Source organism: Halomonas tibetensis (assembly GCF_042643535.1).
Taxonomy (GTDB): domain Bacteria; phylum Pseudomonadota; class Gammaproteobacteria; order Pseudomonadales; family Halomonadaceae; genus Halomonas; species Halomonas tibetensis.
Genome location: NZ_JBHRSQ010000006.1, coordinates 238462 through 262738, shown reverse-complemented (window position 1 = coordinate 262738; position 24277 = coordinate 238462). Strand labels below are relative to the sequence as shown.

The 24277-nt window shown below is 65.0% G+C and carries 24 protein-coding genes; 11 read left to right on the top strand and 13 right to left on the bottom strand.

The window, feature by feature from the left end:
* Positions 1-41 precede the first annotated feature (41 nt).
* A complete protein-coding gene (locus ACFODV_RS02270; RefSeq protein WP_379753993.1) occupies positions 42-1064 on the top strand; it encodes a quinone-dependent dihydroorotate dehydrogenase in 1023 nt (340 codons plus the stop codon).
* An 83-nt stretch (positions 1065-1147) separates the two neighbouring features.
* On the opposite strand, the gene rmf is transcribed toward ACFODV_RS02270, so the two are convergent.
* On the bottom strand, positions 1148-1354 hold the full coding sequence (gene rmf / locus ACFODV_RS02265) for a ribosome modulation factor (protein ID WP_183330499.1): 207 nt from the start codon (positions 1352-1354) through the stop codon (positions 1148-1150).
* 242 nt (positions 1355-1596) lie between these two features.
* Here rmf and rlmKL point away from each other — a divergent pair, with 242 nt between their 5' ends.
* A complete protein-coding gene (gene rlmKL / locus ACFODV_RS02260) occupies positions 1597-3798 on the top strand; it encodes a bifunctional 23S rRNA (guanine(2069)-N(7))-methyltransferase RlmK/23S rRNA (guanine(2445)-N(2))-methyltransferase RlmL (RefSeq protein ID WP_379753988.1) in 2202 nt (733 codons plus the stop codon).
* Positions 3795-4142, top strand: coding sequence for a glutaredoxin family protein (locus tag ACFODV_RS02255; protein ID WP_379753985.1), 348 nt, complete (start codon positions 3795-3797; stop codon positions 4140-4142). Before rlmKL ends, ACFODV_RS02255 begins: the two co-directional genes overlap by 4 nt.
* 2 nt (positions 4143-4144) lie before the next feature.
* On the opposite strand, the gene ACFODV_RS02250 is transcribed toward ACFODV_RS02255, so the two are convergent.
* Positions 4145-4426 carry a hypothetical protein gene (locus tag ACFODV_RS02250; protein ID WP_379753982.1) on the bottom strand — a complete coding sequence of 94 codons (282 nt, stop codon included), beginning with the start codon at positions 4424-4426 and terminating at the stop codon, positions 4145-4147.
* 93 nt (positions 4427-4519) lie between these two features.
* Between ACFODV_RS02250 and pdxB the strand changes: the two genes are divergently transcribed.
* Positions 4520-5683 (top strand): 4-phosphoerythronate dehydrogenase PdxB, encoded by a 1164-nt coding sequence (gene pdxB, locus ACFODV_RS02245; RefSeq protein ID WP_379753979.1) that lies wholly within the window; start codon positions 4520-4522, stop codon positions 5681-5683.
* A gap of 82 nt (positions 5684-5765) precedes the next feature.
* Here pdxB and htpX read toward each other — a convergent pair whose 3' ends face one another.
* The 11 genes from htpX to ACFODV_RS02190 form a co-directional block, all read right to left on the bottom strand.
* Positions 5766-6668 (bottom strand): protease HtpX, encoded by a 903-nt coding sequence (gene htpX, locus ACFODV_RS02240; RefSeq protein WP_379753976.1) that lies wholly within the window; start codon positions 6666-6668, stop codon positions 5766-5768.
* 117 nt (positions 6669-6785) lie between these two features.
* The gene (locus ACFODV_RS02235) at positions 6786-8015 is read right to left on the bottom strand and encodes a pyridoxal phosphate-dependent aminotransferase (RefSeq protein WP_379753973.1); all 1230 of its coding nucleotides are present in this window, start codon (positions 8013-8015) and stop codon (positions 6786-6788) included.
* 42 nt (positions 8016-8057) lie between these two features.
* Entirely contained in the window at positions 8058-9050 is a 993-nt protein-coding gene (ylqF, locus tag ACFODV_RS02230; protein ID WP_379753970.1) for a ribosome biogenesis GTPase YlqF, read from the bottom strand.
* A gap of 71 nt (positions 9051-9121) precedes the next feature.
* Positions 9122-9523, bottom strand: a complete 402-nt coding sequence (gene msrB / locus ACFODV_RS02225) for a peptide-methionine (R)-S-oxide reductase MsrB (RefSeq protein ID WP_379753967.1) — start codon at positions 9521-9523, stop codon at positions 9122-9124.
* Positions 9524-9603: 80 nt separating this feature from the next.
* Positions 9604-10695: a redox-regulated ATPase YchF gene (ychF, locus tag ACFODV_RS02220; protein WP_379753964.1), complete on the bottom strand. Its 1092-nt coding sequence runs from the start codon at positions 10693-10695 to the stop codon at positions 9604-9606.
* A 78-nt stretch (positions 10696-10773) separates the two neighbouring features.
* Positions 10774-11361 (bottom strand): aminoacyl-tRNA hydrolase, encoded by a 588-nt coding sequence (gene pth / locus ACFODV_RS02215; protein WP_379753961.1) that lies wholly within the window; start codon positions 11359-11361, stop codon positions 10774-10776.
* A 103-nt stretch (positions 11362-11464) separates the two neighbouring features.
* Positions 11465-12121, bottom strand: a complete 657-nt coding sequence (locus tag ACFODV_RS02210) for a 50S ribosomal protein L25/general stress protein Ctc (protein ID WP_379753958.1) — start codon at positions 12119-12121, stop codon at positions 11465-11467.
* A 133-nt stretch (positions 12122-12254) separates the two neighbouring features.
* The gene (locus ACFODV_RS02205; RefSeq protein WP_379753955.1) at positions 12255-13196 is read right to left on the bottom strand and encodes a ribose-phosphate pyrophosphokinase; all 942 of its coding nucleotides are present in this window, start codon (positions 13194-13196) and stop codon (positions 12255-12257) included.
* Positions 13197-13261: 65 nt separating this feature from the next.
* Entirely contained in the window at positions 13262-14116 is an 855-nt protein-coding gene (gene ispE / locus ACFODV_RS02200) for a 4-(cytidine 5'-diphospho)-2-C-methyl-D-erythritol kinase (protein ID WP_379753952.1), read from the bottom strand.
* Positions 14117-14120: 4 nt separating this feature from the next.
* Positions 14121-14738 carry a lipoprotein insertase outer membrane protein LolB gene (lolB, locus tag ACFODV_RS02195; protein WP_379753949.1) on the bottom strand — a complete coding sequence of 206 codons (618 nt, stop codon included), beginning with the start codon at positions 14736-14738 and terminating at the stop codon, positions 14121-14123.
* 31 nt (positions 14739-14769) lie between these two features.
* Positions 14770-16530 (bottom strand): tetratricopeptide repeat protein, encoded by a 1761-nt coding sequence (locus tag ACFODV_RS02190; protein WP_379753946.1) that lies wholly within the window; start codon positions 16528-16530, stop codon positions 14770-14772.
* A gap of 162 nt (positions 16531-16692) precedes the next feature.
* Here ACFODV_RS02190 and hemA point away from each other — a divergent pair, with 162 nt between their 5' ends.
* The 7 genes from hemA to ACFODV_RS02155 all read left to right on the top strand — a co-directional run bounded on the left by hemA (position 16693) and on the right by ACFODV_RS02155 (position 24263).
* Entirely contained in the window at positions 16693-17961 is a 1269-nt protein-coding gene (gene hemA, locus ACFODV_RS02185) for a glutamyl-tRNA reductase (RefSeq protein WP_379753943.1), read from the top strand.
* Positions 17962-17969: 8 nt separating this feature from the next.
* On the top strand, positions 17970-19061 hold the full coding sequence (gene prfA / locus ACFODV_RS02180; protein ID WP_379753940.1) for a peptide chain release factor 1: 1092 nt from the start codon (positions 17970-17972) through the stop codon (positions 19059-19061).
* A 1-nt stretch (position 19062) separates the two neighbouring features.
* On the top strand, positions 19063-19935 hold the full coding sequence (gene prmC / locus ACFODV_RS02175) for a peptide chain release factor N(5)-glutamine methyltransferase (protein WP_379753937.1): 873 nt from the start codon (positions 19063-19065) through the stop codon (positions 19933-19935).
* Positions 19936-20116: 181 nt separating this feature from the next.
* On the top strand, positions 20117-20617 hold the full coding sequence (locus tag ACFODV_RS02170; protein ID WP_379753934.1) for an Lrp/AsnC ligand binding domain-containing protein: 501 nt from the start codon (positions 20117-20119) through the stop codon (positions 20615-20617).
* 8 nt (positions 20618-20625) lie between these two features.
* Positions 20626-21372 carry a HesA/MoeB/ThiF family protein gene (locus tag ACFODV_RS02165; RefSeq protein ID WP_379753931.1) on the top strand — a complete coding sequence of 249 codons (747 nt, stop codon included), beginning with the start codon at positions 20626-20628 and terminating at the stop codon, positions 21370-21372.
* Between the two features lie 200 nt (positions 21373-21572).
* A complete protein-coding gene (locus tag ACFODV_RS02160) occupies positions 21573-22880 on the top strand; it encodes an NAD(P)/FAD-dependent oxidoreductase (protein WP_379753928.1) in 1308 nt (435 codons plus the stop codon).
* Between the two features lie 36 nt (positions 22881-22916).
* Entirely contained in the window at positions 22917-24263 is a 1347-nt protein-coding gene (locus tag ACFODV_RS02155) for a glutamine synthetase family protein (protein ID WP_379753925.1), read from the top strand.
* The last annotated feature ends 14 nt before the right edge of the window (positions 24264-24277 follow it).

The following is a 24277-nucleotide window of genomic DNA, read 5'->3' as shown; positions in this document are numbered from 1 at the left end:
TATACTCTCCGCCGCGCGCGATCGCCACTGTCGGAGATGTCATGTATTCACTTGCCCGCTCGATCCTCTTTCGCCTCGATGCCGAGACCGCCCACGGCGCCGCGCTCAAGGGGCTCGACCTGGCCGGACGTCTGGGGCTGGGCCCCCGATTGGGTGGTGGCCGCGTCGAGGATCCCGTGGATGTGATGGGGCTTAATTTCCCCAACCGGGTGGGTCTGGCCGCGGGGCTCGACAAGAACGCCGACCACCTCGATGCCCTCGGAGCGCTGGGCTTTGGCTTTGTCGAGGTGGGAACCGTGACCCCCAAGCCCCAGTCGGGGAATCCTCGGCCGCGGATGTTCAGGCTGCCCGAGGCCGGTGCCATCATCAACCGGATGGGCTTCAATAACGCCGGGGTCGATTATCTGGTCGAAAAGGTCAGGGCGAGCCGCTATGACGGCGTGATCGGTATCAATATCGGCAAGAACCTCACCACGCCGGTGGAACAGGCGGTGGACGACTATCTTGTCTGCCTGCGCAAGGTGCATGCCCACGCCCACTACATCACCGTAAATATCTCCTCGCCCAATACCCCGGGGCTTCGCAACCTTCAGTTCGGCGAGCAACTCAACGGGCTGCTCTCGGCCCTGCGCGAAGAAGGCAGTCGTCTCGATCGCAACGTCGGCCGTCGGGTGCCGCTAGCGGTGAAAATCGCTCCGGACATGGATGCCGAGGAGGTCGGCCTGGTGGCTCGTTGCCTGGCAGCCAACGGAATCGACGCCGTGATAGCCACCAACACCACGATCTCACGCGACGCGGTGGCGGGGCTGCCCAATGCCGAGGAGGCTGGCGGGCTTTCCGGTCGTCCGGTGTTCGAGGCCTCCAATGCGGTGATCCGCGAACTTCGCTTTCAGCTACCCGAGATGCCGATCATCGGCGTGGGCGGCATCGACAGCGGCGAGTCGGCGCTTGCCAAACGCAATGCTGGTGCTGACCTGGTGCAGCTCTACTCGGGGTTCATCTATCGCGGCCCTGCCCTGGTAGGCGAGTGCGCTAGGGCCCTGAAGGCACGGGTCGCGAAATGAAGCGATGCGGTGGAAATGCAAAAAGCCCGTGACTCTGCCACGGGCTCCATGAGGGGTATGAACCAGAAAGAAGAAAGTAGGGTTCACATCACCATGGGGTTCTTGTGGATGCCGGAAACACCCGTCATACCGGACCATTGATCCCCACGACCTTCACGCCAACCGCTCATCCAGTATTCGCGAAGATTGATGTCCTGGCTCGGACAGTCATCGCGAGAGCGACCCGAAACTCCTGCTTTGTAGCCATGAATGTAGGCACGCTGGAAGCGGTCACGTTTCTGTCGTTTCATTGGATTACCTCTTGAAAAGGTATCAATCTGGCAGGCTGAGCGTAAGGCTCGGGCCACACCCTGACGTGCCAAGGGCTAGTGTTGATTATTGAGCCCGTTGACAGGAAACGCATGCGTTTTTCAGTAGCTACTAGAGTATTGATAGCCCACTTCGAACGGGCTTGTCGACCCCCGATTTGTAACAACCCGTTCACCTGCCTGACACGGTGGGCCCCAAGAATCTGCCAAGCGGTATCGACGCAATGACATTTCCACAACACGACACTTCGCTGGATCTCCTTGCCACCTGCCCCCAGGGGCTAGAGTTGCTGTTGTCCGAAGAACTCACCGCACTGGGCGCTGAGCCCGGCAAGACCACGGTGGGCGGGGTGAACTTGCGTGCCGATCTGGCTGGGGCCTACCGTGCCTGCCTATGGTCGCGGCTGGCCAACCGAGTAGTGCTCTGCCTGGCGCGCGAAGAGGGCATCGAGACTCCCGAGCAGCTGCGCTCTGCCGTGGCTGCCATCGACTGGTCCCGCCACCTTTCGCCGGGGTCGACGCTGGCGGTGGACTTTCATGGCCGCTCCGAGGCGATCCGACATACCCGCTTCGGCGCTCAGATCGCCAAGGACGGCGTGGTGGATCGTCTGCAGGCCGCGGGGCTTGCGCGCCCCGATATCGACCTGGCGGCGCCCGACCTGAGACTCTATGCGCACCTGCACCGGGGCCGACTGATCATCGGTGTTGACCTCTCTGGAGACAGCCTGCACCGCCGCGGCTATCGTCGCGATGTCGGCCATGCGCCGCTCAAGGAGAACCTGGCCGCGGCGCTGCTGGTGCGCGCCGGCTGGCCGGCCCTGGCTCGGGAGGGAGCGCCGCTCGTGGATCCTCTATGCGGCGCCGGTACCCTGCTGATCGAGGCAGCGATGATGGCCGCTGACGTGGCCCCGGGGCTGTCTCGGGAGCGTTTCGGCTTTCACGGCTGGGCAGGCCATGATGAGACGACCTGGCGCGAACTGAAACGCGAGGCCGAGGCGCGGGCGAACATTGGCCGCAAGCGTTGCCGCTCGCAGTTCCACGGCATCGATCAGAGTCCCGCGGCTCTCGCGGCGGCCAAGGCCAACGCCATGCGCGCTGGCATCCCGGCGCTGATCACGCTCACCGGCGGTGGTCTGGCCGAGCTATCGCGCCCCGAGGGGCTGGATAGTGAACCGCCGGGTCTAGTGATCACCAACCCGCCCTACGGCGAGCGTCTCGGTGAACTGCCGGAACTGGTCGGCCTCTATGCGCGGCTTGGCGAACGTGTGAGAGCGACCTTTCCCGGCTGGCGGCTGGCAGTCTTCACGGGCAACCCGGACCTCGGCCACCGCATTGGCCTGCGTGCCCACAAACAGTATGCGCTTCGCAACGGCCCTCTGGAGGCCAAGCTGCTGCTGATGGCGGTGCCCGAGCTCGACGCGGACGCTTCCCCGGAAGGCGCCGCCCCGCGTCGGTCCGAGGGGGCGCAGATGTTTGCCAACCGCCTGGAAAAGAACCGTAAACGCCTGAAGAAGTGGCTCAAGCAGAGCGGTGAGAGCTGCTATCGGCTCTATGACGCCGACATGCCGGAGTACGCCCTGGCGATCGACGTCTATGGTGATCGGGTGCATGTGCAGGAGTATGCAGCCCCCCGGACCATCGACGCCGGCCAGGCCCAGAAGCGCCTCTTCGAAGCGCTGGCGGTGATCCCCGAGGTGCTCGAGATCGACCCGACTCGGGTGGTGGTCAAGCGTCGCGAGCGCCAGAGCGGTAGCGCCCAGTACCAGAAGCAAGGCGCCAGCGGTGAGCGCTTCGAGGTATGCGAAGGGCGCGCTCGGCTGTGGGTCAACCTGCGCGACTATCTGGATACCGGCCTGTTCCTGGACCACCGCCCTGTGCGACGGATGCTTGGCGAAATGGCGCCGGGCAAACGCTTTCTCAATCTCTTCTGCTACACCGCCACCGCCACGGTGCAGGCGGCGCTGGGCCCCCGCAACGCCGAAGGGATAGCCGGTGCCAGCGACAGCGTCAGCGTGGACCTCTCCAACACCTACCTGGAGTGGGCGCGGGACAACTTCACTCTCAACGGCCTCGACCCCAGCCGCCATCGGGTGGTGCGTGACGATTGCCTGCGCTGGCTCCAGACCGCCGGGGACGAGTTCGACCTGATCTTCATGGATCCGCCTACCTTCTCCAACTCCAAGAAGATGGAGGGGACCCTCGACGTTCAGCGCGATCACGGGCGGCTGGTGCGCCTGGCCATGGCCCGCCTGGCAGCCGATGGCACCCTGGTGTTCTCCAACAACCAGCGGCGTTTCAAGCTGGACGACGACTTGGCAGAGCACTTCGCGGTGGAGGAGATCTCGTCGAAGAGCTTCGACCCGGATTTTTCACGTAAACCGGGACTTCACCATGTCTTCCTGATCCGTCATCGGGAGGCGGGATGATCCATCTGACGCTCTACACCACCCAGGGCTGTCACCTGTGCACTCAGCTAGAGGGCCTGCTCGGCCAACTCTGTGACGAGCCGGTGGCCCTTACGCGGGTCGAGATCAGCGAGGACGATGCCCTCATGGAGCGCTACGGGGTGCGCATCCCGGTGCTGGCGGATGACGAGGGGCAGGAACTCGACCGCGGCTTCGAGGCGCCGCGTCTGGCGGCCTGGCTGGCAGAACGGGGCTGGCTCAACGATGCTGCCTGGGAGGCGCTGCAGTGCCAGCTGGAAGGCAAGCCCGAGCCCCGTGAAGCACGCGGGGCCCGGATGCGCAGCGGCCGTCGCTATCTGAGCTGAGGCTAGAGCGCGTCAAGCAGCGATAGCTGGCTGACTGCCCGGCGGCCCTCGGGGCTGTTGTCCTCCACCTCCAGCACCTTGCGAAAGCCTCGTGAGGTCTGAATGGTGGCTTCGTCGGCCAGCCACATCAGTGCCTGATCATGGTCATCGGCCAGCTGATGCTTGAGGCCTCCGAACTGGGTGCCGATCTGCCCCCAGGCGCGGCTGAAGATCCAGTCGCTGAACATGTCCCGGTGGATATGCACCAGCACATAGTCATGGTCGGTTTCCCAGCGGACGATCATCGAAGCTCCTGGCAAGCAGAGGCTCCCCGTGGCGGTTGGGGAGTGGTAGGTTGGTAGCTATTGTAATCGCCTGAGAAGTGGGAACAAGAGACCATGCGAATCCTTGTCGATGCCGACGTGCCCGCCGCAGAGGCCTGTTTCGGTGCCCTGGGTGAGGTCGTGCGTTTGCCCGGTCGCCAGATCGACGCCGCGGCCCTGCGCGACGTCGATGCTCTGGTGGTGCGCTCCATTACCCGGGTCAACGAATCGCTGCTCGCCCAGGCCAACCGCTTGCGCTTCGTCGGCACCTGCACCATCGGCACCGATCATATCGAGCTCAATGCGCTGGAAGAACGAGGCATTGCCTTTGCCAGCGCCCCCGGTTGCAATGGTGATGCGGTGGTGGACTATGTGCTCGGCAGCCTCTCGGCCCTGGCCGAGCGTCAGGACTGGCGTCTGGTAGGGCGGAGAGTCGGCGTGGTCGGCGCAGGCAACGTGGGTGCTCGACTGCTGGGCCGTCTGACCGCCATGGGCATCGACTGCCTGGCCTGCGATCCGCCCAGGGTCGAAGAAGAAAGCGCCGAGGGTCAGGATCTCACGGGTTTCGTCGACCTAAAGACCTTGATCGAAGACTGCGACGTGCTCTGCCTGCACACTCCGCTGGTGCACGAGGGCCCTCATCCCACCTATCACCTGCTGGGGGCCGAGGCCATCGCCGAGTTGTCACCGGGTACCGTGCTGCTCAACGCTGGGCGCGGCGACTGCGTGGATGGCGCTGCCCTGCGCCAGCGGCTGGCCGGGCAGGGTGATATCAGCGCGATCCTCGATGTCTGGGAGCACGAGCCTGCCATTGACGGTGCCCTGCGCGATCTTGCCGAAATTGCCACGCCGCATATTGCCGGCCACAGCCTGGATGGCAAGCGACGCGGCACCCATATGATTTATCGGGCGCTGTGCAAGCAGCTCGGCCTGCCTGTCCGGGTGTCGCTGGATGACCTGCTGCCTGTGCCGCCCTTGATCAGGCTGGCGCTGGGCTCAGGGCTTGTCGCCGAGGAGGCGCTGCGGCTCTGCCTGCGCGCCGTTCACGACGTGAGGCGTGACCACGACAGTCTGCTGCGCGAGAGTCGCCGTCAGGGCATGGCCAAGGGGTTCGACGCTTGTCGCGCAACCTATCCCCTGCGTCGAGAGTTTGCCACCCTGGAGGTGGCCCTGCCGGAAGCGGATGAGAGGCTGGTCGCTATGCTGAGAGGGGCGGGGTTTCGGGTGGCCGCAAGTTGAGTTTGCTGCTTCTGCTTCTTGGATACGCATACGCGAGCGGGCCCGCCATTTGGCGGGCCCGCTTGCCTATCAGGTCGGGAGATCACTGTCGGTAGGCGGCTTCCTTCAGCGCCCGGATGCGGTCATCCAGCGGGGGGTGGCTGGCAAAAAACCGCTCCATCAGCGACTTGGTCTGGCCCTTGGTAATGGCCATGGCGCGCAGGGTATCCGGCATCTGGTCGGGCATCTCGGTCTCCGCCTTGAGGCGGGTCAGGGCATTGATCATGGCCCCGGAGCCGGCAAGCTGGGCCCCCGATGCGTCGGCGCGGTACTCGCGGAAGCGCGAGAACCAGGCGACGATGGCCGAGGCAATGACGCCGAAGACGATCTCGGCGACAATCACCACCGCGAAGTAGCCCATGAAGCCCAGGCCGGCGCCGTCGGTACGGCTCTTCAGGAAGCCGTCGACCAGGTGGGCGACCACCCTAGCGAAGAACATCACGAAGGTGTTTACCACCCCCTGGATCAGCGCCAGGGTCACCATGTCGCCGTTGGCCACGTGGCCGATCTCATGAGCCAGAACCGCGCGCACCTCCTCGGGGCGCATGCGGTTGAGCAGGCCGGCGGAGACGGCCACCAGCGCATCGTTCTTGTTCCAGCCGGTGGCGAAGGCGTTGGACTGCTGGGCGGGGAAGATGCCCACCTCCGGCGTCTTGATGCCGGCGGCGTGGGCGAGCTCCTCGACGGTCTCTACCAGCCACTTCTCAGTGGCGTTGGACGGTGATTCGATGATGACGCAGCCGGTGCTGCGCTTGGCCATCCACTTGGAGATGAACAGGGAGATCATCGACCCGGCCATGCCGAAGATGAAGCAGAAGATCAGCAGGCTGTTGAAGTTGATGCCCTGGGCGGTGAGGTAGGGCTCCACCCCAAGCAGGCGCAGGGTGATGCTGGCGACGATGATGACGCCCAGGTTGGTGCCCAGAAAGAGCAGGATTCTCATCATTGCCGGAAATCTCCAGTCGTCAGGAAAAGGGGGGCCACCCATGGCGGCCAGGCAAGCTGATGCTTAGATACGCGCTTGTGCGCCGGGTTTCAAGCGCCGGGTAGCAGAACAGGGTTTTTACTGGCGGTAGCGGGACAGGAAGCGGGCGAAGCGGTCCAGGGCGTCGCCAAGCTGGTCGGCCCAGGGCAGGGTGACGATGCGCACATGGTCCGGGTCAGGCCAGTTGAAGGCGGTTCCCTGGACCAGGAGGATCTTTTCCTGAAGCAGCAGGTCGAGCACCATCTGTTGATCGTCCCGGATGTTGAACACCTTAGGGTCGAGCCGTGGAAAGGCGTAGAGCGCCCCTCTGGGTTTGACGCAGCTCACCCCGGGGATGGCGTTGAGCTTCTCGAAGGTGATGTCTCGCTGGGCCAGCAGACGACCGCCGGGCAGGATCAGGTCGTTGATCGACTGGTAGCCGCCGAGGGCTGTCTGAATGGCGTGCTGGGCCGGCACGTTGGCGCACAGGCGCATGGAGGCCAGCATGGTCAGCCCCTGGATGAAATCCGCGGCGCGCTGCATGGCGATGTGCCCCGAGAGAATCATCCAGCCGGAGCGAAAGCCGGCACAGCGGTAGCTCTTTGAAAGCCCGTTCATGGTCACCACCAGCTGGTCCTCGCCGGCCAGGGCCCCGGTAGAGACATGCTCGACCCCGTCGTAGAGGATCTTGTCGTAGATCTCATCGGAAAACACCACGAGGTCGTGCTGGCGGGCGATTTCCAGCAGCTCGCGCACCACCGCTGGCGGATAGACGGCGCCGGTGGGGTTGTTGGGGTTGATGATCACGATGGCTCGGGTGTGGGCGGTCACCTTGGCGCGGATATCGTCCAGATCCGGTGCCCAATCGGACTGCTCGTCGCACAGGTAGTGGACGGGGTGCCCACCGGAGAGGTTGGCGGCCGCGGTCCACAGGGGGTAGTCGGGCGCCGGTATCAGCACCTCGTCGCCGTCATTGATCAGCGCCTGCATGGCCATCACGATCAACTCGGAGACGCCGTTGCCGATGTAAATGTCCTCGATACCGACATTGGGGATGTGCTTGCGCTGGCACTCCTGCATGATCGCCTTGCGCGCCGAATAGAGCCCCTTGGAATCGCAGTAGCCCTGGGCGGTGGGCAGGTTGCGCATCACGTCCTGGAGGATCTCCTCCGGCGCCTCGAAGCCGAACGGGGCGGGGTTGCCGATATTCAGCTTGAGGATGCGCTGGCCTTCTTCCTCCAGCCGCTTGGCGTGGTCGAGCACCGGTCCGCGAATGTCGTAGCAGACGTTGTGCAGCTTGTGCGATTTCCGGATCGGGGTGGTGTCCATGTCGTTCGGTGTCCAGTGTCCAGGGCGGCGGGCGAAGGGGAATTATGCGGTCTCGCTGGTGCCGGCGTCATCCTCGGCGGGGGGCGACTCCGGCTCTTGCTCAGGCTCTTTCTCAGGGGTGGGCTCGGGCGGGATATCCGCCGGGGTCTCCAGGGTCAGGCGGCCAAGCTTGCCGTCGCGCAGCTCATGCAGGAGTACCTCGGCACCGCGGTGCAGGTCGACCTCGCCGCCCGGGCGCAGGCCGCCGCGACGGGCGGCGATCTCTGCCAGTAACGCGTGGCCGTCGAAGCCGGCCAGGGCCAGCAGGTCGACTCTTACCGGGCCGTCGGCCTCGACCCTCTCCGACTCAGGGTTGGCCGTGTAAGTCGGTAGCGTCTTGAGCCGGTAGCGCGCTGTGAGCGCCTGAGGGTAGCGGCGTGCCAGCTCGGCGGCAGTGACTACGGCCACGTCCACGTAGTCGATCGCGGTGTCGCGGATGGCGCCGCTGGCGGCCAGGCGGAAGGCGCTGGCCTGGTCCTCGATTTTCGGCCATAGCACCCCGGGGGTGTCGATCACGGCAACGCGCCCGCCGATGCGAACCTTCTGCTGGCGCTTTGTCACCGCGGGTTCGTTGCCGGTCTTGGCGATCGTGCGCCCGGCCAGGCCGTTGATCAGGGTCGACTTGCCGACGTTGGGGATGCCCATGACCATGACCCGCACGTCGCGATCGGCGCGCACCGCACCTGCCAGCTCGTGGCACAGCTTGGGGATGCGCTTGAGCTCGCGGGCCAGGGTGGTGGTCACAGCCAGGGCGCGCGTGTCGGGCTGGGCATCGAAGAAGGCCACCCACTCCCGGGTGCGCTCCGGGTCGGCCAGATCGGCGCGCGAGAGCAGCTTGAGCACCGGCTTGTGGCGGGTCAGCTCGGCAAGCATCGGGTTGGCGCTGGAGTAGGGCAGGCGGGCGTCGAGTACCTCGATCACCACGTCAATCTCCGGCAGCGCCTCGGTGATCTGGCGCCTTGCCTTGTGCATGTGTCCCGGATACCAGCCGAGCATTGGGCTCTCCTGCCTGCAAAGAAAAATGGCCGCCCATCATAGCAGATGGGCGGCCGCGGCAGGACAGAGAGCTACTCGCCGGAGTGAAAGTCAATGGCCACCGAGTTGATGCAGTAGCGCAACCCGGTGGTGTCCGGCGGTCCGTCGGGGAAGACGTGTCCCAGGTGGGCGTCGCAGCGGGCACAGATTACCTCGGTTCGCCGCATGCCATGGGAGGCATCCTGTCGCTCCTCAACGTTGTGCTGGCCCAGCGGGCGGTCGAAGCTTGGCCAGCCGCAGCCCGCGTCGAACTTGTGTTCGTTTTCGAACAGCGGGGCGCTACAGCAGACGCAATGGTAGATGCCGTGCTCGTCGCTGACCCGATAGTGGCCGCTGAAAGGTGGCTCGGTGCCCTGCTCTCGGGTGACCCGATACTGCTCGGGAGTCAGCTGCTGGCGCCATTCATCCTCATGCTTGACGATCTTGTTGCGCATGGCGTCCCTCCTCGTCGTTCGGCTTGGTATTTCAGGTCATATCTCGCAAATCCTGCCCGTTACTTCTCAGGCGTTTCGCCTCAAACATTGAAACGGAAGTGGATCACATCGCCGTCCTGAACAATATACTCCTTGCCCTCGAGGCGCCACTTGCCGGCATCCTTTGCGGCCTGCTCACCGCCCAGGCTCACGAAATCGTCATAGGCGATGACCTCGGCACGGATGAAGCCCTTCTGGAAGTCGGTGTGAATGACCCCGGCGGCCTCGGGAGCGGTGGCGCCCACCTTGACGGTCCAGGCACGCACCTCTTTCACGCCGGCGGTGAAGTAGGTTTGAAGGCCCAGCAAAGCGTAGCCGGCACGGATCACTCTATCTAGCCCCGGTTCTTCCATGCCCATTTCGTCGAGGAACATGGCACGTTCCTCGTCGTCCAGCTCGGCGATCTCCGACTCCAGCTGGTTGCACACCGGCACCACTAGAGCGCCCTCGGCCTCGGCGATCTCGCGGACCACGTCCAGGTAGGGATTGGCCTCGAAGCCGTCCTCGTTGACGTTGGCGATGTACATGGTGGGCTTCAGGGTCAGAAAACCGAATCCCCTCAGGGCCTTCTCGTCGTCCTCATCGAGGCCAAAGCTCCTCAACGGCAGGCCCTCGGCCACGTGGGGCTGGATGCGCTCGAGAATCGCCTTGGTGGCGATGGCGTCCTTGTCGCCTCCCTTGGCTACCCGCACCAGGCGTTGGATGGCCCGCTCCACGGTGTCAAGGTCGGCCAGCGCCAGCTCCATGTTGATGATTTCGATATCGGATCGAGGGTCCACCTGGTTAGCCACATGGATCACGTTGTCGTTGTCGAAGCAACGCACCACGTGAGCGATGGCCTGGGTCTCGCGGATGTTGGCAAGAAACTTGTTGCCGAGCCCCTCGCCTTTGGAAGCGCCTGCCACTAGACCGGCAATATCGACAAACTCCATGGTGGTGGGTAGCACCTTCTGCGGCTTGACGATATCGGCCAGGGCATCGAGGCGTGGGTCCGGCATCGGCACGATGCCGACGTTGGGCTCGATGGTGCAGAAAGGGAAGTTCTCGGCGTCGATGCCGGACTTGGTAAGGGCGTTAAAGAGAGTCGACTTGCCGACGTTGGGCAGGCCGACGATACCGCAGTTGAAACCCATGGGATCGTCCTGGAAAGAGAGGTCGGGAGTAACGATGGCGCCATTCTACTGATAACCTGCTCATCAGACACTTGGCAATCAGGCGCTCTTGAAGCTGTGCAGCCGGTTCATGGCTTTGGCCCAGTCGCCGCAAAGGGCGAGGGGCAGGGTGGCCAGGCACTCGTCGATGGCATCTTCGATGGCGGCGTGTTCGGTCTTGCCGGGGCGGCCCAGCACGTAGTGAGTGACCTGTTTCGCATCGCCCGGATGACCGATGCCGATGCGTAGTCGGTGATAGCCAGGTTCGTTGCCCAGAGCGCTGATGATGTCGCGCAGGCCGTTGTGGCCACCGTGGCCGCCGCCGGTCTTGAAGCGGGCGGTGCCTGGGGCAAGGTCGAGCTCGTCGTGGGCCACCATCAGTTCGTCAGGAGCGATCTTGTAGAACTGGCAGAGCGCCGAGACGGCGCCACCGCTGCGGTTCATGAATGTCGTCGGGTTGAGCAGGTGAATAGCCTGGCCCTCGAACTGGACTCGGGCATAGAGGCCCAGGAACTTGCGGTCGGGGCGAAGTTCTCCGCCGGTTCGGCGTGCTACCGCCTCCACCAGCCAGGCGCCGGCATTGTGACGGGTAGCCTCATAGTCGGCACCGGGATTGCCCAGCCCGATGATCGCTTTGACCTGACTCATGGCTGCTGCCTCCAAAAAAAATCAAGCGCCTGGGCGCTTGATCGTAACCGGGAGGGGCCGCGATGTGCACGGCCCCCGAACGGTAAGAAGGACGTCGTGAGGGTTATGCCTCGTCGTCCTGCTTGCCTTCCTCGCCTTCCTCGCCCTCGGCGGCTTCGTCTTCGTCATCGCCACCGCGAACCTTGGCCTTGGTGACGCTGAGCACGGCCTTGTCATGGTCTTCGCCGTGGGTCAGATCGACCAGGGTCACGCCGGCCGGCACCTTGAGGTCGGAGAGATGCAGGGTGGTGCCCAGCTCGACTTCGGAAATATCCACTTCCAGGTAGTCGGGCAGGTCCTTCGGCAGGCAGCTAACCGAGATCTCGTTGGCCAGTACGTGCAGCTCGCCATCGTGATCCTTGATGGCCAGGCAGTCCTCCTCACCCATCACGTGCAGCGGCACGTTCATGGTGATCTCGTGGGTGGCATCGACGCGCAGGAAATCGGCGTGGGTAATCAGCGGCTTGAAGGGGTGACGCTGCATATCACGCACCACTACCTGCTCGCTCTTGCCGTCGATGACCAGATCGATCACGGAGGAAAAGAAAGACTCGTGCTCGACGGCCTTGTAGAAAGCGGACTTCTCTACGGAGATTGGCTGGGGGGCCTTCTCGCCGCCGTAGACGATGGCCGGCACCTCAAGGTTCACACGACGCAGGCGGCGGCTCGCACCTTTCCCCAGGTCGTTTCGAACGCTGGCGCTAAGGATAAAATCAGACATGGTGTTGCCTCTTCATTAAAGTAAGGAATGCGTCGCGGACCGCGACCTGACCGTGACGCTTCCAATTGCCCCGCAGGGCGCTTTCCGGCACCGGTTCCCGAGTCCCAGAGCGTGACGCTCGGGGAACATCGTGTCAGTGGAACATGGCGCTGACGGATTCTTCGTTGCTTACTCGACGGATCGCCTCGGCGATCAGGCCGGCAACGCTGAGTTGGCGGATATGGCCGCAGCGGCGGGCGCTGTCGGAGAGTGGGATGGTGTCGGTGACTACCACTTCGTCGAGCACCGAGCCGACAATATTGTCCACCGCGGGTCCCGAGAGAATCGGATGGGTGGCGTAAGCCACTACCCTAAGGGCACCGTGGTCTTTGAGTGCCTCGCCTGCCTTGCACAGGGTGCCTGCGGTGTCGATCATATCGTCGACCACCACACAGTTACGTCCCTCGATCTCGCCGATGATGTGCATCACCTGGGCCTGGTTGGCCTGGGGGCGACGCTTGTCAATGATGGCCAGGTCGGCGTTGAGCTGCTTGGCAATGGCCCTTGCACGAACCACGCCGCCAACGTCAGGGGAAACCACTACCAGATTCTCGTAGTTCTGACGCTCGATGTCGTCAAGCAGGATCGGCGAGCCGTAGACGTTGTCCACCGGCACATCGAAGAAGCCCTGGATCTGGTCGGCGTGGAGGTCCATGGTCATTACCCGATCAACGCCGGCCTTGACGAGCACGTCGGCGACGATCTTGGCCGAGATCGGCACGCGTGCTGAACGCACCCGACGATCCTGACGTGCATACCCGAAGTAGGGGACGACGGCGGTGATTCGGTGCGCGGAGGCTCGCCGCAGGGCGTCCACCATTAGCACCAGTTCCATCAAATTATCGTTGGTCGGCGCACAGGTGGACTGCAGGACGAAGACATCCTTGCCGCGGACATTCTCGTTGATCTCTACCGCGATCTCGCCGTCGCTGAACTGACCAACCGTGGCGTTGCCCATTCGGGTATCCAGACTTTCGGCGATCTTTCGGGCGAGCTCGGGATTGGCGTTCCCGGCAAAAACCATCAATTTTGACACGCGCAGCCACCTATGCAGGGTTGGGTCATCGGGTGTCGAGAGGGGCACTACCGCCTGGGCGGGGCTCATCGACCCAGAACATCATGGAGAGGGGAGCGGTTCAGGCCGCGAGCCTTGAAGGCCTGCCAGCGCCCCGAGATCTCGGCAAGCAGCTGGTCCGCGTCTGACTCATTGGCTAGACGGGCAAAGACACAGGCGCCGGTGCCTGTCAGCATGGCGGGTGCTCTCGCCGATAGCCAGTCGATCACTTCTGCGACAGGCGGATAGAGGACCTTGACCGTGGCTTCGCAGTCATTGCGCCAGCTTGACGCTCCCCCCTGAAGAGCGCGCGCCATGGTAATCGGGGGGGTGTTACGTGTCAATTCTTCTGCGCCGAACACCGCAGGGGTAGATACCATTACGCCGGGATGAATCACCACGAACCACGGCGTGTCGAGATCCACTTGCGTCAGGCGTTCGCCGATTCCCTCGCCCCAGGCGGCGTGGCCGCGCACGAACACTGGTACGTCGGCGCCCAGGCACAGGCCAATCTCGGCCAGGCGATCGAGGGGCAGGCCCAGGCCCCAGAGAGCGTTGAGGCCGAGCAGGGTGGTGGCGGCGTCCGAACTGCCGCCCCCCAAGCCGCCGCCCAGGGGCAGGCGCTTCTCCAGATGGATATCCGCCCCCAGCCGGCAGTCGTTCTCAGCCTGAAGCAGGCGGGCGGCCCGCACGATCAGGTTCTCATCCATGGGTACCCCGAGGATTTCGGGAGTCAGGTGTACCTCGCCATCTTCCCGGCAACTGATGCCCAGGGTGTCGCCATGGTCCAGGAACTGGAAAAGGGTCTGCAGCTCGTGATAGCCATCCGGACGGCGGCCGACGATATGCAGCAGGCGGTTGAGCTTGGCCGGTGCCGGCAGTGTCAAGGTTGCGTCGTTCATCCGCTCAGCCATCGACGACGGGTCGCCAGTCGGTGACCACCAGGGTAACGCGCAGGTCGCCGTAGCGCATTACCAGCCGCCGCGGCAGCCATAGGGCTTCTGCCCGGGTCCAATCGAGGTAGTCGATCTCCCAGCCGTCCTGCTCGAGCCGCCGAGGAAAGCCTAGCTCATCCTCTTCCAGGCGGTAATCGCTGCCGGTGCCTGGCAGGCCGCGGACCCAATCCTGAAGCGAGCCTACGGGCAACGACCAGCCGAGCTGCTCCTCCATCAGCGCCTCTGGGGTCTCGGCCTCGAAGCGGCCCTCGGCGGTGGTCAGCGAGAAGCGGCCCTCTCGCCCTTCCAGAGTGCTGCGGCCGCTGCCGAAAGGACCGCTGAGCAGCATCCGGTAGTAGTGGGGATGCTGGCTCCAGTCCAGGTTGGCGCTGGTGCCGTCCTGGGAGGTGCGCAGTCCGACCCGAGCGATCAGCATCCAGGTGTCCAGGGCCTCGGTGCGGTCGGCCTGGTCCTGCCACTGGCCGACGTTGCGCTCGGCGTCGGGAAGCGGGGTGCGGCCGGCGCAGCCGACCAGCAGGAGCAGGGCGAACAGGGGGATCAGCGGTCTGGCAAACAAGCGCGGTGACATGGGGGCTCTCTCGGGAGGAAGTCGGGAAGGGCTAGGGGAGCAGTTCGGGAATGCGCCGCAACAGCGCATCGATCAGCGGGCGTTCGTCGAAGCGCTCCAGCGCCTCGGTCAGGCGCTCGCGAGCCTCGACGCGACGCTCGAGCGCCCATAGCACCTCGATCAGATGAGCGGCGACCTCCTGGTCGGGCATCAGTGCGTAAGCGCGCGTCAGCCAGGGCAGTGCGCGCTCGGGTTCGCCCAGACGAAAGTGCACCCAGCCCAGGCTATCCAGGATGGCCGGGTTGCCGGGGTCCAGCTCATGGGCGCGCTCGATCATCTCGCGGGCCTCGTCGAGGCGCTCGCTGATGTTCAGGTCGGCCAGGGTATAGCCCAGGGCATTGAGGGCCATGGCGTTGTCGGGGTTGCGCTCGATGACTCTCCCCAGATCACGCTCCATGGCCTCGAGGTCGCCGGTTTCCCAGGCGCGCATCGCTCGCAGGTAAAGTAGTGGCTCATCGTTGGGGGTGCGGTCGAGCTCGCGGTCGAGCAGGGCGTTGGCCTCGTCCACGAGGCCAGCGCGTTCCAGTAGTTCAATCTCCAGAGTCACCAGGTCGGCGAAATGCGTCTCGTGGCGCAGCCGCTCGATACGCAGGAAAGCCCGGGCGTCGAGCAGGCGTTCGTCCTTGATCAGCATCTCGGCGGCGCGAAGCCGAGCGGGCAGAAACTCTGGCCCCGGCGCTACCTGACGATAATAGAGTAGAGCATTGTCGATCTCGCCCTCTGCCTCGGCGGTAGCGCCGAGCAGCAAGAAGGCCAGCGGCGGGGTGTCGGCGTCATCTACCAAAGGCAGCAGCAGGCGTCGGGCCGCTTCGGTGGCGTGTTCCTCGAGGTAGAGACGGGCCAGCGCCAGACGAAGCTCGTGGTTGCCCGCATGATTCTCCAGCAGGGCATCGGTACTTGTCTCGGCGGCGACGACGTTGCCGAGACGCAGTTCACTCTGGGCCAGCATCAGGATGAAGCGAGCATCATCCGGCGAGACGGCAAGCCCGCGGCGCGCGGCATCACGAGCGCCCCTGTGGTCGCCGCGCTCCTGGGCCAGGCGAGACCGAGTCAGCCACAGTGCCGGTAGCGCAGGCGCGCTATCGCTCAGGCGTGACAGACGCCGTTCGGCAGCGACGGTGTCGCCCGCGGACACCTCCAGCAGTGCGGTGGCCAGCTCGGCATCCTGGCGGGCTGCCCCCCGGGGTGCCTGGGGTAGCCAGGGGCGCAGCAGGGCCAGCAGCGATGCCGGATCGGCGTTCTCGGCCAGCGCGGCCTCGATGAAGGCGGTCAGGTCGCTCTCGCCGCCGCGCTCGATCAGCGTCAGGCGCTGGCCTAGCGCCTCGGGCCAGTCGCCGCGCTGAACGGCCAGTCCCGCCAGCAGCCGCGAGGGCGCTTCGGCACCGGGGGCCAGGGTCTGCCAGCGATCCGCGGCCTGGGCCAGAAGTTCGCTGTCGTTGCTGAAGCTGGCTGCCAGGGCGGCGCGCTCGGCCAGTGTCGGGGTGGCGTAACGCTCGGTGGCTTCCAAGTAACCCAGGGCCGCCCGGCGGTAGTCGCCACGCTGGCCAGCCAGTTCGGCGGTGAGCAGGGCGGCCAGCCCCTCGGCATCCAGACCCTGGGTAATGGGCGGGGCGCCGTCCATTGGGTCGTCCTGGCGTTCACTCGCCATGTCCACTGCCGACAGCGTTTGACAGCCGGCCAGCAGAACCGCCAGCGCCAGCGGGGCCAGGCGGGTGGTGAAGGGGCGAAGTCGCGATGGGAGAGCGGCAGGCATGGGCGTCTCGTTGGCAGGGCCGAGGAGCCAGCATAACGGCTTGGCCGGCGCGGGCAAAGCACACTACCTTAGGCGGCCAAACGGGCGACGCTATGGTAGAATCCTTCGCCAATGATCAGGATGCCGCCAAGGCCGGCTACCACTAGCAAAGATGCCCGACGCATGACGCTGCTTGCCCTAGGAATCAACCATCGAACCGCCACCGTCGAGGTGCGCGAGCAGGTGTCCTTTAGCCCCGCCCAGTTGGACATGGCGCTTAGTGAGCTGCGTGGCTTGCCTCAGGTCAGGGAAGCGGCAGTTCTTTCGACCTGCAACCGCACCGAGCTCTATTGTGTCACCGAGCCCCAGGGCGAGGCGGCCGTCCTCGACTGGCTGGGCCGTTTCCATGACCTGCCGGTGGCGGATCTGTCGATGTGTGCTTATCACTATCTGGACAATGATGCCGCCCGCCACCTGATGCGGGTTGCCGTGGGGCTGGATTCCATGGTGCTGGGCGAACCGCAGATCCTTGGCCAGCTCAAGGACGCCTACCAGGCTAGCCGCCACGCCAAGGGCCTTGGCAAGGAACTCGAGTGTCTCTTCCAGCACACCTTCGCGGTGGCCAAGCAGGTGCGTACCGAGACGGGCATTGGTCGCAACCCGGTGTCGGTAGCCTATGCGGCGGTGAGCCTTGCTAGCCGCATTTTTGATGATTTTGGCCGCGCCCGGGCGTTATTGATCGGTGCCGGCGAGACCATCGAACTGGTGGCTCGCCACCTTCACGAGGCAGGCGTGCGCCAGATCACCGTGGCCAACCGAACTCGCGAACGGGCCGAACTGCTGGCCGGTGGCCTGGGCGGGCGCGCCATCGCTCTGGATGGTATTCCCGACGCCCTGGTGGAGGCCGACATCGTCATCTCCTCCACCGCCGCCCCCCTGCCGATCATCGGCAAGGGCATGGTGGAGCGCGCCCTGAAGAAGCGTCGTCATCGGCCGATCTTCATGGTTGATATCGCCGTCCCCAGGGATATCGAGCCCGAGGTGGGCAAGCTCTCCGACATCTTTCTTTACTCCGTCGATGACCTCCAGGAGGTCATCGCCGAGAACCGCCGCCATCGCCAGGTAGCCGCCGACCAGGCCGAATCGCTGATCGAACACGGCGTGGGTGCCTGGCTCCATGAGAGGCGTATCCGCAGCGGCGGCGAGCTGATCCACGACTTCCGTACCCGCGGCGAGTCGCTGCGGGATCTCTCCCTCGAGCAGGCTCTGTCACGACTGGGCCAGGGCGAGGACCCCGAGGCGGTAGTGCGCCGCTTGGCTCATCAGCTCACCAACCGGTTGCTGCATCGTCCCACCGTGGCGCTGCGCGAGGCCGCCTCCGTTGAGCGCCACGACCTGCTCGAGGCCGCCGGCGCTCTGTTGCTCGACGCCGCCCCCGACAAGACCCGATAGGACAACCCATGAAAGCTTCCCTGCGTCAGCGCCTCGACGCCTTCGGCGAGCGCTTCGAGGAGCTCTCCGCCCTGTTGTCGGAGCCCGAGGTGATAGGCGACCAGAGCCGCTTCCGGGATTACTCCCGCGAATACGCCGAACTCGAGCCCCTGGTGGAAGCCTGGCGCGAGTTCCTAGGCGTGGAAAGCGACATCGATGACGCCGAGCAGCTGGCCTCTGACAGCGATCCCGAAATGCGCGAGCTGGCGGCCATGGAGCAGGCCGAGGGGCGCGAGAAGCTGGAGGCGCTGGACGAACGGCTCAAGCAGCTGCTGGTGCCCAAGGACCCCGACGATGGCCGCAGCGTCTTCCTGGAGGTGCGTGCCGGCACCGGCGGCGACGAGGCGGCGCTGTTCGCCGGCGATCTGTTCCGCATGTACTCGCGCTACGCCGAGCAGCACGGCTGGAAAGTCGAGGTGGTCAGCGCCAGCCACGGCGAACAGGGGGGCTACAAGGAGATCATCTCGCGCATCAAGGGCGAAGGGGTCTATGCGCGGCTCAAGTTCGAGTCCGGCGCCCATCGGGTGCAGCGGGTGCCGGCCACGGAGTCCCAGGGGCGCATCCACACCTCCGCCTGCACCGTGGCCGTGATGCCCGAGGCCGACGCGGTGGGCGATATCGAGATCAACTCCGCCGATCTGCGGGTGGACACCTTCCGCTCCAGCGGGGCCGGCGGTCAGCACGTCAATACGACCGACTCCGCGATCCGCATTACCCACCTGCCCAGCGGGGTGGTGGTGGAGTGCCAGGAAGAGCGCAGCCAGCACAAGAACCGCGCCAAGGCCATGTCGCTGCTGGCAGCGCGGCTCCGGCAGACCGCCGTGGACTCACGTCGCCAGGCCCAGGCCGACGAGCGCAAGAGCCTGGTGGGCTCCGGCGATCGCAGCGAACGCATCCGCACCTACAATTTTCCCCAGGGGCGGGTCACCGATCACCGTATCAACCTGACCCTCTACAAGCTCGGCGAGGTGGTCAGCGGCGAACAGCTCGACGACGTGATCGAACCGCTGATCCACGAATACCAGGCGGAACAGCTCGCCGCCCTGCAGCAGGATGGCTGACTTGAGCAATGAGTGCGCGAGCTTCGATGCCCTGCTGCGGGAGGCCACGGCACGCCTCGGTGCCGCCGGCTCGCCCAGCGCCCGGCTCGACGCTGAGGTGCTGCTCTGCCACCTTCTCGAGGTGGATCGCACCTGGCTCTATACCTGGGGAGACCGTGAGGCAGACGCGGCGGTGCTGGCGAGCTTCGACGCGCTGCTGACCCGGCGCGAGGCCGGCGAGCCGGTGGCCTATCTCACCGGCGAGAGGGAGTTCTGGGGACTGACGCTTGCTTCCGAACCCAGCACCTTGATCCCACGCCCCGACACCGAGACCCTGGTGGAGGCCGCCCTGGACAAGGCATGCGCGACCGCCGGGCGACTGCTGGACCTTGGCACCGGTACTGGCGCCATCGCCCTGGCCGTTGCCAGCGAGCGGCCAGGCTGGGCGGTGCTGGGGGTGGACCTGCGTCCCGAGACGGTGGCGCTCGCCGAACGCAACGCCGCGCGGCTGGGCATTGCCAACGCCGCGTTTCGCCAGAGCGATTGGTTCGCTGCCCTGGGTGAGGAAAAGAAGGCCGGAGAGCGCTTTGACCTGATCGTCACCAATCCTCCCTATCTCGCCGACGATGACCCTCACCTGGCTCGGGGTGACGTGCGCTTCGAACCACGCAGCGCCCTGGTGGCAGGCGAGGGCGGCCTGGGCGACCTGCGCCACCTGGTGCGCGCGGCACGTGAGCACCTGGCGTCGTCTGGCTGGCTGTTGCTTGAGCATGGGGCCCAGCAGGGCGCGGCGGTGCGCAAGGCCCTGACGGATGCCGGCTACGAGGCGGTGCTCAGCCGCTGCGACCTGGCCGGCCATGAGCGAGTCAGTCTAGGATGCTGGCCGGGTTATTGAGGCCCCGGCTGGCAGTGGCCGGAGGGGGTGTGGTACATCTTTAATCGGTAAATAACTCCGAAAGCCGCCGTAATGACAAGGCTGAAGACCAGGGTGCCGCTATCACGGCGGTCGTTTTCAGTTGGATCGACTGTGCAGCGGCATGTCCTGTCACCCTTGAAACTGGCCAGCGACTACCATCATGAAAGCCAAGTCCCGCTCCCTCGACCGCATCGACCTCAAGATCTTGAGATGTCTGCAGGATAATGCCCGTATCTCCTACGTCGACCTCGCCGCCCAGGTGGGGCTTTCCACCACACCCTGTCTGGAACGGGTTAAGCGCCTGGAGCGTGCCGGTGTGATTAGAGGCTACAAGGCGGTGCTCGACCCCCAGGCGCTGAAGGCCAACCTGCTGGTATTCGTGGAAATCAGCCTGGAGACCCAGTCGCCGGCGGTATTCGACGAGTTCCGCCGAGCTGTCTCCAAACTGCCCCAGATCCAGGAGTGCCATCTGGTTTCCGGGCAGTTCGACTACATTCTCAAGTGCCGCATCCCCGAGATGTCCGCCTATCGACAGCTGCTTGGCGACGTGGTGCTGACCCTGCCGGGGGTCAAGGAATCAAAGAGCTATGTGGTGATGGAGGAGGTCAAGGAGGAGTTCTCCCTCCACGTTCCCGACATCGAGGAGTTCGACGGCAAGTGACCGCGACCATGAATGACGCCGACCTGCTGCGCTACAGCCGCCAGATCATGCTGGCACAGATCGATATCGAGGGTCAGGAACGGCTGCTGACCGGCCGAGCCCTGGTGGTAGGCGCCGGCGGGCTCGGCTCGCCGGCGGTCCTCTATCTGGCCGCGGCTGGGGTCGGGCAGCTGACCCTGGCCGATGCCGACGCGGTGGAACTCTCCAACCTGCAGCGCCAGATCGCCCACGGCGAGGCGGACCTGGACCGGAACAAGGCCGAGTCGGCCCGGGACGCGGCGCTGGCGCTCAATCCCGGCTGCCGGATCGAGACCCTCACCGCCCACCTGGAGGGCGCGGCCCTGGCCACGGCGGTGGCTGCGGCCGACGTGGTGCTCGACTGCACCGATCGCTTTTCCAGCCGCTACGCCATCAACGCCGCCTGCCGAGAAGCCGGCGTGCCGCTGGTCTCCGGCGCGGCGATCCGCTTCTCCGGCCAGCTGGCGGTGTTTGACCCGCGCGATCCGGAGAGCCCCTGCTATGCCTGTCTGTATCCGCCGGACGGCGGCGGTGACGAGGTGCTCTCCTGCGCGGAAAGCGGTGTGCTGGCGCCGCTGGTGGGGCTGATCGGCAGCTTCCAGGCACTGGAGGCGATCAAGCTGCTGAGCGGCGCCGGCACGCTTCACAAGGGCCTCTCTACCTTCGACGGCCTGAGCGGCCAGTGGCGCCACTTCAGGGTGCCGCGAGACCCTGCCTGCCCGGTCTGTGGTGGCTGAAGGTCTCTCGAAGAGTGGTAGTCATTTCTTGACGCCTGATGATCCGCTAATTCATCGCGAACCTGGTTCTAGCATGCTGTTATGTATCCGCCCCAAGTTATCTGGTGTGGCGTTGTTATTGAATACTTGACAACATCTCGTCGACTGGTGTCAAACTGGTAAGCGAGATTATTCACTTAACAACAACGAGCGCACTGCGCATGACCGTATCGGCTTCCCGCCCCTCCTGCCTCGATCGGCGTCCGGTTTCCTGGTACCGCGACTCCATCGCCTTCGACCTCGGCACCTGTCCGCCCCTGGCGGGGGAGGTGCGTGCAGACGTCTGCGTGATCGGTGGCGGGGTCACCGGCTGCTCGGCGGCGCTGCATCTGGCCGAGCGGGGCTACTCGGTGGTGCTGGTGGAGGCCAGCGAGATTGGCCACGGCGCTTCCGGGCGGAGCGGGGGCCAGATCCTGCCGGGCCTGGGGACCGATATCGCCACCGTGGAGCAGGCGCTGGGTCTCGAGGCCGCCCGCGATATCTGGGAGATGAGCCGCGAGGCCGTTCGCCTGACCGCCGAGCTCATCGAGCGCCACGCCATACCCTGTGATGTTTCCTGGGGCTATCTGCATGCGGCGGTGAAGCCCCGCCATGTGCGCGACCTCAAGGCCCTCCGTGACCGCCTGGCGAAGGACTACGGCTATGAGGCGCTGAGCTGGCTCGAGGGAGAGGCCCTGCACGAGCACGTGGTCAGCGACGCCTATCCGGGGGCCCTCTTCGAGAGCGAGGCGGGCCATCTACATCCGCTCAACTACACCCTGGGGTTGGCCCGGGCCGCGCGCGACGCCGGAGCCAAGCTCCACGAGGGCAGCCCGGCGTTGGAGATCCGCCGTGGCTCCCCACACCGTGTGGTCACGCCGGCAGGCAGCGTCACTGCCGATGTCGTGGTGCTGGGCACCAATGCTTTCCAGCACGGCCTTGTGCCGGAACTGGACGGCCGGGTGATGCGCGCCGCCAACTATATCATCGCGACCGAACCGCTCTCTGCCGAGCAGGCCGCCCGGGTACTGCCGCAGAATGATGCCCTGTCGGACGCCAACTTCGTCCTCGATTATTATCGCCTCTCCGCCGATCGCCGGCTGATCTACGGTGGCGAGGTCAGCTACACCGGCCGCGAGCCGCATGGCCTGCAGGCGCGCATGGATGCCAAGATCGCTCGGCTCTTTCCGGTGCTGCGCGGCGTGGGTATCGACTACCGCTGGGGCGGCGAGGTGGCCATCACCCTCAATCGGGCGCCGGATCTCGGTCGCATCGGCCAGGCGCTCTACTACGCTCAGGGTTACTCTGGCCACGGCATGGCCCTGGCGGGGCTGGCCGGCAAGCTGATGGCCGAGGCGGTGGCTGGGCAGAGCGAGCGTTTCGATGCCTTCGCCGCCATGCCCCATCGTCGTTTTCCCGGCGGTGAGACACTGCGCACGCCGCTGTTGGTGCTGGCCACTGCCTTCTACAAGCTGCGCGATCGACTATGACGAGCGCCCGTCTGCTGGGCGACTGACGAGGTTCCCATGAAAGACCTGGAAAGCTGGCTGAAGGAGCGACGCATCACCGAGGTGGAGTGCCTGGTGACGGACATCACCGGTATCGCCCGCGGCAAGATCACGCCGGTCTCCAAGTTCGTGGCCGAGAAGGGCATGCGCCTGCCGGAGAGCGTGCTGCTGCAGTCGGTGACCGGCGACTACGTCGAGGACGATATCTACTATTCCCTGCTCGACCCTGCCGATATCGACATGATCTGCAAACCCGATGGCTCGGCGGCCTATCCGGTGCCCTGGGCGCTGGAGCCCACCGCCCAGGTGATTCACGACTGCTTCGACAAGATGGGCAACCCCATCGAGCTTTCTGCCCGCAATCAGCTCAAGAAGGTGCTGGCGCTCTACGCCGAGCAGGGCTGGCGGCCTATCGTGGCGCCGGAGATGGAGTTCTACCTCACCAAGCGTTGCGAGGATCCTGATCTGCCGCTGCAGCCCCCCATCGGCAGGAGCGGCCGCCAGGAGACCGGTCGCCAGTCGTTCTCCATTGATGCCGCCAATGAGTTCGACCCGCTGTTCGAGGACATGTACGACTGGTGCGAAGCTCAGGGGCTGGATATCGATACCCTGATCCATGAGGAAGGCACTGCCCAGATGGAGATCAACTTCCGTCATGGAGATCCGCTGACCCTGGCCGATCAGGTGTTCCTGTTCAAGCGCACACTGCGCGAAGCGGCACTGAAACATGATGTGGCCGCCACCTTCATGGCCAAGCCGGTGACCAACGAACCGGGCAGCGCCATGCATATCCATCAGAGCGTACTCGACTTGAAGAGCGGCAAGAGCGTTTTCTCCAACGCCGACGGCACCATGAGCCAGCTGTTCCTGCACCATATTGGCGGGCTGCAGAAATTCATCCCCGAGTCGCTGCCGCTGATGGCCCCCAACGTCAACTCCTTCCGTCGCTTCCTGCCCGATACCTCGGCACCGGTCAATGTGGAGTGGGGCGAGGAGAATCGCACCTGTGGCCTTCGGGTGCCCGACTCGACGCCGCAGAACCGTCGGGTCGAGAACCGGCTGCCGGGCGCAGACGCCAACGCCTATCTTGCCATTGCGGCGAGTCTGCTGTGTGGCTACCTGGGAATGATTCAGAAGCTCAATCCCTCGGCACCGGTTCAGGGGCGCGCCTTCGAACGCCGCAACCTGCGCCTGCCCTTCAACCTGGAGCAGGCGCTGGAGCGCATGGAGCACTGTGCCGAGCTCGAGACCTACATGGGCAACAAGTTCGTGACCGGCTTCGTGGCGGTCAAGCGGGTCGAGAACGAGAACTTCAAGCGCGTGATCAGCTCCTGGGAGCGGGAATTCCTGCTGCTGAGCGTCTGATGAGCACTGTCAGC